General features: G+C 47.8%; 11 protein-coding genes. 1 reads left to right on the top strand and 10 read right to left on the bottom strand.

Annotated features, from left to right (window positions below):
* Nucleotides 1-36 precede the first annotated feature (36 nt).
* The 8 genes from AOT11_RS19170 to AOT11_RS19205 form a co-directional block, all read right to left on the bottom strand.
* Nucleotides 37-1251: an aromatic amino acid transporter gene (locus AOT11_RS19170; protein ID WP_017421562.1), complete on the bottom strand. Its 1215-nt coding sequence runs from the start codon at nucleotides 1249-1251 to the stop codon at nucleotides 37-39.
* A gap of 98 nt (nucleotides 1252-1349) precedes the next feature.
* Nucleotides 1350-2771, bottom strand: a complete 1422-nt coding sequence (tnaA, locus tag AOT11_RS19175; RefSeq protein ID WP_017421563.1) for a tryptophanase — start codon at nucleotides 2769-2771, stop codon at nucleotides 1350-1352.
* 250 nt (nucleotides 2772-3021) lie between these two features.
* Nucleotides 3022-3093 (bottom strand): tryptophanase leader peptide, encoded by a 72-nt coding sequence (gene tnaC, locus AOT11_RS24255; RefSeq protein ID WP_123773448.1) that lies wholly within the window; start codon nucleotides 3091-3093, stop codon nucleotides 3022-3024.
* A 286-nt stretch (nucleotides 3094-3379) separates the two neighbouring features.
* Nucleotides 3380-3946: a copper-resistant cuproprotein CopI gene (gene copI, locus AOT11_RS19185; protein ID WP_172840621.1), complete on the bottom strand. Its 567-nt coding sequence runs from the start codon at nucleotides 3944-3946 to the stop codon at nucleotides 3380-3382.
* Between the two features lie 95 nt (nucleotides 3947-4041).
* Complete coding sequence (locus AOT11_RS19190) at nucleotides 4042-7170, bottom strand: efflux RND transporter permease subunit (protein ID WP_017421565.1); 3129 nt, start codon at nucleotides 7168-7170, stop codon at nucleotides 4042-4044.
* Nucleotides 7167-8876 carry an efflux RND transporter periplasmic adaptor subunit gene (locus AOT11_RS19195; RefSeq protein WP_017421566.1) on the bottom strand — a complete coding sequence of 570 codons (1710 nt, stop codon included), beginning with the start codon at nucleotides 8874-8876 and terminating at the stop codon, nucleotides 7167-7169. The genes AOT11_RS19190 and AOT11_RS19195 overlap by 4 nt, the downstream gene beginning before the upstream one ends.
* Before the next feature lie 4 nt (nucleotides 8877-8880).
* Complete coding sequence (locus AOT11_RS19200; RefSeq protein WP_017421567.1) at nucleotides 8881-10263, bottom strand: TolC family protein; 1383 nt, start codon at nucleotides 10261-10263, stop codon at nucleotides 8881-8883.
* A 90-nt stretch (nucleotides 10264-10353) separates the two neighbouring features.
* The gene (locus AOT11_RS19205; protein WP_399462554.1) at nucleotides 10354-10713 is read right to left on the bottom strand and encodes a hypothetical protein; all 360 of its coding nucleotides are present in this window, start codon (nucleotides 10711-10713) and stop codon (nucleotides 10354-10356) included.
* A 234-nt stretch (nucleotides 10714-10947) separates the two neighbouring features.
* Here AOT11_RS19205 and AOT11_RS19210 point away from each other — a divergent pair, with 234 nt between their 5' ends.
* Nucleotides 10948-11718 (top strand): MBL fold metallo-hydrolase, encoded by a 771-nt coding sequence (locus tag AOT11_RS19210; RefSeq protein WP_017421568.1) that lies wholly within the window; start codon nucleotides 10948-10950, stop codon nucleotides 11716-11718.
* A gap of 46 nt (nucleotides 11719-11764) precedes the next feature.
* Here AOT11_RS19210 and AOT11_RS19215 read toward each other — a convergent pair whose 3' ends face one another.
* Nucleotides 11765-12193, bottom strand: coding sequence for an ATP-dependent zinc protease family protein (locus AOT11_RS19215; RefSeq protein WP_026050663.1), 429 nt, complete (start codon nucleotides 12191-12193; stop codon nucleotides 11765-11767).
* Between the two features lie 63 nt (nucleotides 12194-12256).
* Entirely contained in the window at nucleotides 12257-13162 is a 906-nt protein-coding gene (rimK, locus tag AOT11_RS19220) for a 30S ribosomal protein S6--L-glutamate ligase (RefSeq protein WP_011081763.1), read from the bottom strand.
* Nucleotides 13163-13772: the final 610 nt, after the last annotated feature.

Raw genomic sequence — 13772 nt, forward strand, 5'->3', positions numbered from 1 at the left:
AACAAGCCAGCCACCTTGAGGTGGCTGGCGTTATCTTTACCCCGTAAATGCGGGCAGCATATTGGCCATGGCCAGCATATGGAAGATGGCGGTTAACACACCAAAACCCAGAACCAGAATGAGCACCGATATGCCTCCTGGTACCACAAAGCCTTGGTAGCCATTCTCCATCGAACGAGATTTGTAGGCGAGCAGTACAGGGATGATACATGCCCAGACGGTGGCCGCCGCGCCAGCATAACCAATGGCAATGATGAAACCAAATGGGAACAGCAGCGACAAGATCAACGGTGGAAGGAAGGTGACTAACCAAGTTTGCGTTCTGCCCATTTTGCTGTTGTTGAACTGAAACAGATCAGCCAAGAAATCAAACACCCCTAATCCAACACCAATGAAAGACGAGAGAATCGCCGCCATCGAGAATGCGTTGATCGCGTGCGAGACCTTCTCTGATTCAATCACCGAACCCAGTGCTTTTAGCAACACATCGACATTACCACCTTGCTCTATCACCGAGCCAAACTCTGAGCGAGGTAAGTTGCCGAAGATGCTCAGTAGCCATAAGAAATAGAGGCTAAGCGCAATAATCGTTCCACCAAGAATGGCGTACTTGGCTTTTCGTTCATCACCGTAATAAGAGCGCATAGAAGAGACGGAATGGTGATAACCAAAAGAGGTTAGAGCAACGGGAAGCATCGCCATGGCATAGGGCGCGTAATCTGCATTCTCATTGATGGTATCGAATAAAACGGAGGTTTTGACGTTGATCGCTAACCCTGAAACGCCAAAGATAAAACTGAGAACCATAAAGACAATGAGAATGACCGAGATACGGTCAACGGCGCGTGTTGAATGCCAAACAAAGGCCGAGAATACCGCAACGAATAAGACAGAGGCCACTTTACTGTCTATTTGCAGAACATCTTGCAAGATAAGACCAGAAGAAGTGATGTAAGCGTACAGCAAAATGCCACCTACAAAGTAAACCATCAAATTGTTGAACCAGTTTACTTTGTTGCCGAGCATATCTTTGGTGACGGTATTGAAGGAAACCCGCAGTTCGTAGTGTTTAAAAGCTTCGAGCAGCAGCCAACCAGATAGAGTCATGACGACCATGGTAAGAGTGAGAGCCAATAGAGACCAGAGCGTCCACGCGCCAGCCCCTGCACTGGGGAGGCCGAGCATTCCTGCGCCGACACAGACGCTGGCAATAATGCACGCTCCCCCAATTAACGAGGGTTGCTTTGACATGATAATAATCCTTGAGTTTCACGTTATTGTTTAATCTATCGTTATCTTTTTTTTGGCCAAAAAAACGCAGCCACGGTAGGGCTGCGTTTTGGCGAGTGTTATGCGTCGATTTCCTTCAGTCGCGCGGTAAAGTGACGAAGGACTTGCGGCTCATAGGTGAACTCGAGCCCTTTGACGTTTGCCGCATTGGCTTTGACTTTACCAAACGCTTCGATGATGAAATCCATGTGCGTTTGAGTATACGTGGCGCGTGGAATGGTTAGGCGCAGTAACTCCGCAGGACACGGGTGCTGCTTGCCTGTCGCAGGATCGCGCCCGAGGAGCAGCGAGCCGATTTCGACCGCGCGGATACCCGCGACCTTATAGAGCTCGCATGCTAAAGCATGGGCAGGGAACTGGTCTGCTTGAATATGAGGAAGCAGTTTACCGGCATCAACAAAGGCCGCGTGTCCACCGGCTTGCTGACAAACCACGCCAATGCTTTCGAGGCCATTCACTAAATATTCCACCTGGTTAATTCGGTAGGCTAGCCAGTCTTGGCGCATACCATCGTATAGGCCAACCGCTAAGCGCTCCATCGCACCGCCTTCTAAGCCACCGTAAGTGGGGAAACCTTCTTGAACCACACACAAGGTGCGGCATTCTGTGTAAACATCTAGGAAGCTTTCATCTTTAAAGCAAAGCAGACCGCCCATTTGTACCATGGCGTCTTTTTTCGCTGACATGGCCAAACCATCTGCGTATTTGTAGCTTTCGCGGGTGATCTCCTCGATGCTCCAGTTTTGGTAATCCTTTTCGCGTTGCTGGATGAAATAAGCATTCTCCGCAAAACGGGCTGAGTCCATGATCACAGGGATCTCATAGCGTTGGGCAATCTCGTAAACCGCTTTTAAGTTAGCAAGTGAAACCGGTTGGCCGCCAGCAGAGTTACAGGTAATGGTGCTGACGATGTACGGCACATTGGCAGGGCCCGCTTCGAGAATCGCTTCTTCCAGCTTTTCTAAATCAAAATTGCCTTTAAAGTCGGCTTTCACGCCAGTATCAAAGGCTTCTTCGGTGTAGACGTTTTTCGCCACACAGCAGTTAATTTGCGTGTGACCTTGGGTGGTATCGAAGAAGTAGTTCGACAGGGCGACCATCTTAGAGCGATCCAATCCCTTTTCGATTTCACGTTTTTTGATCAACACCGGAATGTAGATTTGCTCTGCACCACGGCCTTGGTGCGTCGGAATGGTGAATTCGTAACCAAAAATGTCTTTTACGGCGTTGGCTAATGCGTGATAACTGCGGCTGCCACTGTACGCTTCATCACCACGGAACATCGCCGCTTGCATATCTTGAGTGATGGCCCCTGTGCCACTGTCGGTCAGCAAGTCGATAAAGACATCTTCACTATCCAGTAGGAAAGGGTTCATGCCCGCTTTTAAAATCGCTTCTTCGCGATACTCGCGAGTGGTGCGTTTTACTGGCTCAATAACGCGAATACGAAAGGGTTCTGGAAGATGCTTAAAATTATCCATAATAGTTTCCTGAAATTTTAAATATACTTATTACCTCAAGAATAGTTTGTTTATTCTCGAGTGTTTTAAATTGATTGAAAATACCAGTGGATAGACGCGAAATATCACATTAAGCGCCAGTCTAATAACTGGTAAGAACAAGTGGATAAATTAAAATTCAATGACTACAAAACGTACTAATAAACTAGTATGCGAGTTTTATTGCATTAAGTAATATCTAATGTATTGAAAATTAATTTAATTGTGGGGATTAAGCAGGAAAGAAGAACGCGATTTTATAATCGAGTGTAAACCAGAGACTAGAAGTGTTGTATGTGGTCATAATATTCACCTAATTGAAATGAACCATTTCAGACTCATAGTCATTATGTATGAAAAAATTCCCTCGTCATTATTGTGATTATAAAAGTGAGAGATCTTAGACAAAAAATATTTTACCAATAATAAGCTGTTGTTTTTTCGATAAGCAATAAGTGGCAGGAAATAATGGCGTTCGGTTTTTCCTTTTGATTTGAGTGTGTAAATTATCCCCCCGCTCAATATGTTGAAGCTAATGAGTAGGGGGGCTGTGGTCTATTGTTTGGCTAGCGTGCTGAGACGCTATAGAGTTACAGTTCTATTTTCTTCACCATACCCGCTTCGGCGTGGCCTGGAATGTTACATGCAAACTCGACTTTGTTATCGCCGTGGAAATGCCACATCAGTTGTTTCGCTTTGCCTGGTTGAACGGTCACGGTGCTGCCGCTGTCATGTGCATGGTTGCCCATCTGCTTCATCATTTCACGATGTTCAAGCTGTTCAGCCATAGAGCCGATAGAAAACTCATGGTCGATTTTACCGGTGTTCATGACAACAAACTGCACTACGTCGTTTGGCTCAATTTTGACTTCTTTTTTAAAGGTGATTTTCATGTCATCGCTCAAAATAACATGCACGATTTTGTCTGGTTTTGAACCTTTGGCTGGCATACCAACATCCGACATGCCTTCCATTCCCATCATGTTCGAGTGGTCCATCTTCATGCTGCCTTCTTTCATGTTGCCATGATCCATTTTACTGTGGTCCACTTTTCCATGCTCCATCTTAGAATGATCCATTTTTGAGTGATCCATGGTGTTCGCAAATACTGCGGTGGCAGAGAAAGTCAGTGCGGCTGCAATCAGTGTTTTTGTCATCTTGTTCATGGTTTTTTCCTTTTTAAGTCGTGTTCTTTTTGTTTTCTGTTGTTGATTGTTTTGTTAAGGGGGCAGTCAGTACTGCCCCTGATTTTCTATTCGGTTTTAGTCAGTTCTTTGCTTTTCCATAACTTGAATATGGCAGGGAGAACCAATAGCGTGAGCAGAAGTGCTGAAGCCATGCCGCCAATCATCGGGGCTGCGATGCGTTGCATCACCTCAGAGCCCGTACCTTCACCGTACATGATTGGGATAAGGCCAATAATCACCGTTAGAACCGTCATCATGACTGGGCGTACACGTAAGCCCGCGCCTTCGCGGATCGCATCGGTGAGATCTTGTGGCTTAAGCGCTTGCTTGTTTTCTTCAGCGTGAAGCTTTTTGTAATGCCATGCTTGGTTGAGGTAGACGAGCATGATGACACCGATTTCCACCGCCACCCCGGCCAGTGCGATAAAGCCGACCCCTACCGCAATGGAGAAGTTGTAACCGAGGTAATGCATCAGCCATAGGCCTCCCACCATTGCGAGTGGTAATGTCGCCATAATGATCAGCACTTCACCAACGCGGCGGAAGCTGAAGTACAACAGCAGCATGATGATGGCTAAAGTAATTGGCACCACGACACTGAGTCGCTCTTTGGCGCGTTCCATATATTCATACTGACCAGACCAAGCAAGTGAGTAACCAGCAGGAAGTTCAAGCTGCTCTGCTACCACTTGTTGCGCTTCTTGCACGTAGGAGCCTAAATCGCGACCATCAATATCGACAAACACCCAGCCATTTGGACGTGCGTTTTCGGTTTTGATCATCGGTGGGCCATCTTCATAGCGAACATCCGCCACATCGGCGAGTGTAATGCGTGCTCCGTTTGGCGTTACCAGTGGTAGGTTTTGCAGTTTGACGACTGAATCACGATAATCTTGTGGGTAACGCACGTTAATCGGGTAGCGTTCTAGCCCTTCGATGGTCTCACCCACGTTCATGCCGCCCACTGCCGTGGAAACCACTTGTTGAACGTCTTTGATACTCAAACCGTAACGTGCTGCTGCTTTACGTTTGATGTCGATGGTGACATAACGCCCACCCGCAACACGTTCAGCGTAAACAGAGGCAGTGCCTTGCACGCCTTTGAGGATTGGTTCGAGTTGGGCGCCAATCTGCTCGATCTCTTTCAAATCAGGACCCGCGATTTTAATCCCGATTGGTGTCTTGATACCCGTCGCGAGCATGTCGATACGAGTTTTGATAGGCATTACCCATGCGTTGGTTAAACCAGGGAATTGGACTAAGTTATCAAACTCCTTGCGAAGTGATTCTGTCGTCACGCCTTCACGCCATTGGTCGTGCGGTTTGAGCTGGATAACCGTCTCGATCATGGTCAGTGGAGCGGGATCAGTCGCGGTATCGGCACGGCCAATTTTTCCCCACACCGTTTCGACTTCGGGTACGGTTTTGATCAGCTTATTGGTTTGTTGCAAGAGCTCACGCGCTTTACCGATGGAAATGCCTGGATAAGTGGTTGGCATGTACATCAAGTCGCCTTCATCCAATGGCGGGATAAATTCACTGCCCAGTTTACTGGTTGGATAGTAAGCCGAGGCCATCAGTCCCAACGCCAGTACAATCATCGATTTCGGGTATTTCAGGCTTAAACTCAGTAGTGGTCGATAGAGCGAAACTAGCCCTTTGTTGACCGGGTTTTTGTGCTCAGGCAGTACGTTACCACGAATAAAGTAACCCATCAGCACAGGTACAAGCGTAATCGCTAGACCAGCCGCTGCCGCCATCGCGTAGGTTTTGGTGAAGGCAAGTGGCGAGAACATTTTGCCTTCTTGACCTTCAAGAGCGAACACGGGCACAAAGCTTAACGTAATGATAAGCAGTGAGAAGAACAGCGGCGCACCGACTTCTTCGGCTGCTTTGCCAATCACTTGCCAACGGTTTTTGTCCGTGAGTGGTGTCCGTTCGATGTGCTTGTGCACGTTTTCGATCATTACGATTGCCCCGTCCACCATGGCACCAATCGCAATCGCGATACCACCGAGAGACATGATATTGGCGTTAATCCCTTGCCAGTGCATGACAATAAAGGCAGAGAGAATACCGACAGGCAGGCTAAGCGCGATGACCAGTGACGAGCGAATGTGGAACAAGAACAGCGCACAGACGACGGCAACCACAATGAACTCTTCGGCGAGTTTTTTCCAAAGGTTCTCAACGGCGGCGTTGATCAGCGTTGAACGGTCATAAGTCGAGACGATTTCGACCCCTTCTGGCAGGCTGCGTTGCAGATCGGCCAGCTTGGCTTTGACGTTATCAATCACTTCGCTCGCATTTTCGCCAAAGCGCATGACAATAACGCCGCCTACGGCTTCCCCTTCACCATTAAACTCAGAGATACCACGACGCATTTGTGGGCCAATATTGATATCGGCAATATCCCCCAATAGCAGTGGCGTACCCTTGTCGGTCACCTTGAGTGGCAGTGACTGAATATCCTCGATACTGGTGAGATAGCCTGTCGTGCGCACCATGTGCTCGGCTTCTGCTACCTCAATCACGGACGCACCGCTTTCTTGGTTGCCGTTTTGGATGGCCATGTTGATTTGTTGCAAAGTCAGGTTGTATGCACGCAATTTCGCGGGATCAATTTGCACTTGATACTGCTTGACCATGCCGCCAACGGTGGCGACTTCAGAGACCCCTTCGACCGTTTGCAGCTCATACTTTAGGAACCAGTCCTGTAGGCTTCGTAGTTGGGCTAAGTCATGCTTTCCTGTTTTGTCTTGTAACACGTAGCTGTATATCCAGCCCACACCTGTTGCGTCTGGACCGAGGGTAGGTTTGGCATTCGCGGGTAACTTTGGCGCGACTTGGCTTAAGTATTCCAATACGCGTGAGCGAGCCCAATACATGTCGGTCTTATCATTGAAGATGATGTAGACGTATGAATCACCAAAAAACGAGTAACCGCGCACCGTTTCTGCACCCGGTACCGCTAACATGGCGGTGGTGAGTGGATAGGTGACTTGGTCTTCCACGACCTGTGGCGCTTGACCTGGGTAACTGGTTTTTATGATCACCTGGACATCGGAAAGGTCGGGTAGGGCGTCAACGGGGGTATTTTTGACGCTATATAAACCACCAAGAGTCAGGAATACGGTGGCAATCAACACCAGAAAGCGGTTGTTGAGTGACCAGCGAATAATGGCAGGAATCATTGTTTACCTCCCAATACTTCAAGCTGTTTTAAAACGTACTCTGAGCCCTGTTTCGCTACTAGAAATCGTACTTTCTGCCCTTCTTCAAAGCCCGACAAATTGATCTCTTCACCCACGGAGAAGTTCATTTCTCCTGAATCCCAGTTCCATTCAGCGACGGGAAGGTGGGAGAGGGTAACCATGCCAAAATCCGCCATCAGCATTGAGACATCACCACTTAGCCAGACTTCGTTAACGATGACGCTGTTGTCTGCTTTCACCGCAATAATTTGGTATTGGCCTTCGGGGGTTTTCTCCATTTCAAACTCAATCGCTTGGCCTTTTTGTAGCGCACTCAGGTCTACACCTTGCGCGGCGTTGAAGTTCATGGTCATGCCTGGCCAGTTCCATTCAGGTACGGGCTGGTGGTTAATGGTTAACATGCCGTGATCTGCCATTAGATCAGTGATTTCACCTTTTGCCCATGCGGTTTCTGCCGCAGCTTCAACCCCGTTTATACGAGAGAGATCTGCGCTTTGACTGGATTCAGAGTCGAGCATAAAGTGCGCAGAAGTTACAATGCGATCATTGACGGTTAAACCTTGCAGCACTTCGATTTTATCACCCGCTTCGCGTCCAATTTCGATGCGCGCCGAGCGGTATTTACCTTCGCCTTCCGCTAGGACAACACGTGTCATGCCACCAGAGCGGATCACAGAGGATTTCGGAATCGTCAGAACGTCGGAGTCACTCACGGGTTGCAGTGTGATGTTGGCAAACATGTTGGGTTTGAGTTCACCATTGGGATTGGCAAACTTCAGGCGCATACGTAGCGTGCGTGTTTTTGGGTCGAGAATAGGGTAAACATAGTCGATAGCTCCTTGCCACTCTTTACCGGGCAATGAATCCAACGTCATGCTGGCTTGGCTACCATTGGTTAGCCAGTGCGCTTGTCGCTCGAACACTTCCGCATCCACCCAAACTTCGTTGAGGGGGCCAGCACTGATGACGGCTTGAGCGGGAGACAAATAGCCCCCTTCACGAATGTTTAGGCTGGCGATAACACCATTGGCTAACGCTTTGACTTCGATGGTTTGCGATGCTTTACCGCGGCGAAGGACTTGGTTTATCTGCTCGCGATCCACACCGAGTGAGAGGAGTCGTTCTGTTGCCCCCTTGACGAGCCCATCGCGGCCAGTGCGTTTGGCATTGAGCAGCTCTTCTTGCGCTTTAACCAGTTCAGGAGAGTAAAGCGTAAAGAGGACATCGCCTTTTTTCACCTGTTCGCCCACGGCATTGATGTAGAGTTTTTCTACCCAGCCGGAAACACGGACGTTGGTTTGCCAGAGCTTACTTTCGTCAAAGGCGATATAACCAACGGTTTCAATACGTGGAGATAGCTTGGCCAGTGTCACGCTATCGGTTTTGACACCGAGATTGTTTTCAACCGATGGATCGATTTTCACAGTGCCTGCTTTGTCATTCGCACCGGCTAAATCTTCCGCATAAACAGGGATGAGGTCCATGCCCATTGGCGATTTTCCTGGCTTGTCACGTTTGTAGTTTGGGTCCATAGGAGCAACCCAATACAGAGGCTCATTGCTGCTTTGAGCACTGCTTGTTGAGGCCATTGCACTCATATCGTGGCCACTCAAATAACTGTTTGCTGCGAATCCGACAGCACCGCCAACCAAAAGGGCAATAGTGGCAACTTGTAGTGTTTTCATGATTTTATTCCTTTGCTGATTGCTGACGAGTGGCATCGATATGGGTGAGTTCTGGTTTAGCAACGACATAGTTAAAACCACCAAGTAGCATGCTGAGGTTGCTGTTCACTTGGTTAAGGTCGGTGATGAGTCGTTGAGATTCCAGTTCGACGGCCAGCTCGTCACGAGTGGCGGCAATCACATCATTAAATTGTGCGGTACTGTTTTGGTAGCCTCGCTCAACCGCTTTGGTGCGAGCTTTAGCTTGTTCTACCAATGTGGTTTCGTAGCGCTCAAGGCGCTGTTCAAGATTGGTTCGATCAACCATCAGTGCATTGACCTTAGCATTCATCTGAGAGAGCAGTAGATCTTTCTGTGATTGAGCGGCACCCACCTGATATTGTGCGGCAGCATGATTACGATCTTGGCGGTTGCCGGTAAACAGAGGAATATCCATGGTTAAATAGGCACTGACCAAATCAGAGGCTGGCTCACCTTTCATGTTGTTCGCTTGGCGATACGCATACATCACTTCGACACCAAATTGCGGAGTGTAGGATTGCTCTGCCAGTTCCACCTGCGTTTGGCTAACGGCGATACTGGCATCGGCCATTCGCACCATCGGATGTTGTGCGAGAAGTGAAAAGTATTGCTCATTATTGACCGACGCGAGCAGAGTATCGAGCGATTGCCAGTTCAGTTGATTGGTTGCTTGCAGCATGGTTTGTTTCCCCAACCATTCGCTGCCTAACCACTCAGACATTTGTGACAGAATGCGACGTTGCATCTGTTGGTTGGCTTGCAGCTTTTCTTCTAATTGGCTGACTTGCAACTGTGCGTTGAGCAGGTCTTGGGCTTCACTCTTACCAATTGAATAGTTGGTACTGATGAAACTTTCCAGCTCACGCATTAAACGCTGATTTTCACGTAGAACGCGTTCAGCGTGCTGCTGATAGCCGAGTTCCAGCCAAAGTTGCGTGATACTGTTGGCCACTTCCCGTTCGCGGGTCTCGACTTGAAGCGCCATACCATCGGCTTGCTGAGTGGCTTTTTTACTCTGTAAGTCTAGCGTTGAACCTCGTTCAAACTGCTGCATTAGACCAACAGAAATGTTGGTCATTGGGTCTTCGTCGAACTTAAAGCTATCGACCGGTAAACCACCAAAACCCACTTTGAGTTTGGGATCCATGAGAGTCGCAGCGGCGACACCGGTTTCTCGCATTGCTTGCGATTGGGCATAGAACTGCTTGCGGCTGGCGTCGTTTGCCAGAGCTTGCTCAATAAGCAGCATTAAAGGTTCACTCTTGGAAAGTGACTGACTTGGGCTGGCAACGACTGATTGTGCCATCACTGGAGTCACCACCAGAGCAGATACGCTGATGCACAGCGCTAAAAGGCTCGGTTTCATTTTTATAATCCAATCTGCACGTCAAAAAGCGACGTGAAAATACACACCACAGCTCGTTAGAGCTTGTGATACGACATATCGATGATCGGATTACGCTATCGGGGGGCGATAGAGAGATTGCTCTCTTTGGATGACCAATGTGGAGGATTCATGCGGAATCAACGCCAACTGGTAATGGGCTTGTAGGCTGTAGCTACTTTGTGGAAGAAAGGCAAAAACACTCACGCAGGCTGCAGTACAGCAACTATGAATGGCAAGGTCATCATTCATACAGGGGGAGTGACTGTTTTTCTCAGAAGAGGGGGGCATATGCATCGCATGAGAAGACATCTCATCCATTGTCATTGCGCAGGCAGAGGCGACATCGGTTTGTATTGAGGATGCATTGAGCATTTGAAAAGTCATTAAAGGCGCGCTGGAGGCAAAACTTGAGCTCAGCATGGCGAACATACTGATAAAGGATATCCAGAATATGCGAAGAGAAGAGAAACGCATGTCGTGCCTTTAATGAAAAACTTAGCGACACTCTAAAGCTTTACCCTAGGGTAAGGTCAAGCGTAGATGACTTAAAGTTTGATATCACAAGGTTTGCTATCCAGTGAGGACGTGTTACGGTTTTGCTGCTAACTTATTGGTCAGACCAGGTGAGCTAGGGATTGGCTCATTTTTAACGCAATGAAAGGAATGACTGTGCGTTTACATAAAATTGAAGGTTATATTCAGATCATGTACTTGGTGGAATATCCCGACAAACTTCTTTTGCTTGATGGGGCGAGTCGCGCGGACATTTCCTATCTGCGCCGTTTCATTGAACAGGATTTAGGGCGTTCTTTTTGTGATTTGAAAGTGGTCGTGGTGACACACATGCATCCAGACCATGCTGGTGGTGCGCATCGATTACGTCAGTTGACGGGATGCCAAGTCGTGGCAGCCAATCGAGCTCTCGATTGGTATCATGGTGTTGATGGCTGGTTGATGCATCTGACAGACTTACTGTTGGCAGCATGGATGGCAAATCGGTTAAAAAAACCGTGGCGAAATCTATGGTATTCACGAGCGTTAAACCCAGATCATAAGCTCAATGATGGTGAATGCATTCCGGAGTTTCCTGAGTGGGTGGTGCTTGAAACGCCCGGTCATACCGATCGCGATTTGTCGGTGTATTATGCTGAACAGGGGATTCTGTATGTGGCGGATTTGATGGTTGAAGTGAAACGAAAGCTCATCGCGCCATTTCCCATTTTCCATCCCAACAAATATCGCGCTTCATTAGAGCGCGTTTTCCACATGCAGCCGACAACCTTGCTGTTGGCGCATGGCGGAGAGCGTACGTTTGATCTTGCCGCATACCAGCATATTTTAGACACCTCCCCTCAACGCCCAGTGACTCACTGGCGAGTGACAAAAATCAAGCTACGTAGTTTGTGGCGTTCGCTCTGGAAAAAGAGCCAATAAAAAACGGAGAGCCGAAGCTCTCCGTGGAATGAGATGACAAATCTCGTTAGTTGGCCAAAATGTGTGACTGGCTTGGGTCTACCAATACGCGATCAGCCATGCCTTGGCGGCCCAACAACATCATGTAAGTCATGTCTTGGCGATTACTCAAGGTAATGTCAATTGGCCACTCTTGATCGGCTAAGCGCAGAGTGGTGGTGATCACGCAGCGGTGTTCAAAGGTACCGTTTGATGATTTGACCTTTCTATTGCCTTTTAGTCGAGCGCAACAGCGTACCGTTTTCGCCAGATTATAAACATCTGGGTGAAGATCGAACTCAACGTATTCTTTGCCGTCTTTCTTTATGCAGATCAAATTATCCACGTGCAGAGAAGAAGTCTGCGCGCCAGTATCAATTCGTGTCTCTAGGTGAGTAATCCCTAACTCTGGTAAGCAGACAGCTTCAGTATTTCCAATGATCAGTTTCTGAGTCATAGTCATTATCCAAGCTTGCTTCGCAATTTTAAGAATAGTGGAAGTCTGGCTTCCACCGCGTCATTAACCTCTACCTTTGGTACGGTTTGAATTTGGTTTGGCGTTCTTTTCGATAAACTCGTAAATCATGCCTGCCACATCTTTGTTGGTCGCTTGTTCGATACCTTCTAAACCAGGAGAAGAGTTTACTTCCATGACCACAGGGCCATTTTTAGATTGAAGAATATCAACACCACACAGGTTTAGCCCCATTACTTTTGCCGCATTAATAGCGGTAGCACGCTCTTCTTTGCTCAAACGAACCAATTGCGCACTGCCACCACGGTGTAAGTTAGAACGGAACTCACCTTCTTTCGCTTGACGTTTCATCGCAGCAATCACTTTGTTGCCCACAACGAAACAGCGAATGTCTGCGCCTTTTGCTTCTTCAATGAATTCTTGCACCATGATATTGGCTTTTAAACCCATGAAGGCCTCAATGACACTTTCTGCCGCTTTATTGGTTTCTGCCAATACCACACCAATGCCTTGCGTGCCTTCCAGTAACTTAATCACCAAAGGTGCGCCGCCTACATTGCGGATCACGTCTTGGATGTTGTCTGGATGGTGAGCAAAACCGGTACGTGGCAAACCAATGCCTTTACGTGACAACAATTGCAGAGAGCGCAATTTATCGCGAGAGCGGCTGATGGCAACGGATTCGTTAACCACGAAAGTGCCCATCATTTCAAACTGGCGGACGACCGCTGTACCGTAGAAAGTGACAGAGGCACCAATGCGCGGAATAATGGCATCGTATTGCGGCAATTCTTCACCCTTATAGCGGATCTTCGGGTTGTTACTCGTAATATCCATATAGCAGTGTAACGTGTCGATCACATCGACCTCGTGACCACGTGCTTCACCCGCCTGTTTTAGACGCATGGTGGAATACAGATTCTCATTACGAGAAAGAATAGCAATACGCATGGCAATTCCTTAGTAGTCAGTACCAGTTTTAAATAATTGTAGGATAAAGCGAACAGGTTTAAATGATGTGACATGAACCGAATAAATCGGCACTAACCATTCGCTAATACGATTAAGGAGTGTGGTAGGACACCACATCGTTTAGAGGTGCGCACCTTAGTTTTTTTTATAAGACGATGAAAACGAAAAAAAATCATCGTAATGACAAAAAAAATCTATCGCCATTGCGCCCTTATCGCAGTTGAGTGTCAAGAGCTGTCTGGAAATTATTTTATTATTGGCTTGCGGTTTTGCACGATGAGAAAGTAGTAGAAAGGGGCATTCAGCAGGTCATTTTGAGATATTCACCGCATAGATGGAATGCTTTATTGATAAATGCATCTAATTTGAGAGTTAAAAAAATAAAACCCCGCCTGGTTTCCCAAGCGGGGCTTATTCTCTTTCGCAGCAATCCAGCTACTGATAGTGCTCCCTGCATCTATCCATGATATTGGCTAAATCCTTTAACCTAATCCTTTGTCCATCGCCTTCCTAGCGGTGTCCTTCCTGGCCTGTCATCCTGACTGGCGTAACTCTATCCCAGAGTGTAACGTCCTTGCTGACAACTCAT

The organism is Vibrio vulnificus NBRC 15645 = ATCC 27562, assembly GCF_002224265.1.
GTDB classification, from domain to species: domain Bacteria; phylum Pseudomonadota; class Gammaproteobacteria; order Enterobacterales; family Vibrionaceae; genus Vibrio; species Vibrio vulnificus.

Bases quoted from the DNA above. Each gene is read 5' to 3' on its own strand.
- AOT11_RS19170 (WP_017421562.1), bottom strand. From the start codon at position 1,251: ATGTCAAAGCAACCCTCGTTAATTGGGGGAGCGTGCATTATTGCCAGC.
- AOT11_RS19210 (WP_017421568.1), top strand. From the start codon at position 10,948: ATGACTGTGCGTTTACATAAAATTGAAGGTTATATTCAGATCATGTAC.
- AOT11_RS19200 (WP_017421567.1), bottom strand. From the start codon at position 10,263: ATGAAACCGAGCCTTTTAGCGCTGTGCATCAGCGTATCTGCTCTGGTG.
- copI (WP_172840621.1), bottom strand. From the start codon at position 3,946: ATGACAAAAACACTGATTGCAGCCGCACTGACTTTCTCTGCCACCGCA.
- AOT11_RS19195 (WP_017421566.1), bottom strand. From the start codon at position 8,876: ATGAAAACACTACAAGTTGCCACTATTGCCCTTTTGGTTGGCGGTGCT.
- rimK (WP_011081763.1), bottom strand. From the start codon at position 13,162: ATGCGTATTGCTATTCTTTCTCGTAATGAGAATCTGTATTCCACCATG.
- tnaA (WP_017421563.1), bottom strand. From the start codon at position 2,771: ATGGATAATTTTAAGCATCTTCCAGAACCCTTTCGTATTCGCGTTATT.
- AOT11_RS19215 (WP_026050663.1), bottom strand. From the start codon at position 12,193: ATGACTCAGAAACTGATCATTGGAAATACTGAAGCTGTCTGCTTACCA.
- AOT11_RS19205 (WP_399462554.1), bottom strand. From the start codon at position 10,713: ATGTTCGCCATGCTGAGCTCAAGTTTTGCCTCCAGCGCGCCTTTAATG.
- AOT11_RS19190 (WP_017421565.1), bottom strand. From the start codon at position 7,170: ATGATTCCTGCCATTATTCGCTGGTCACTCAACAACCGCTTTCTGGTG.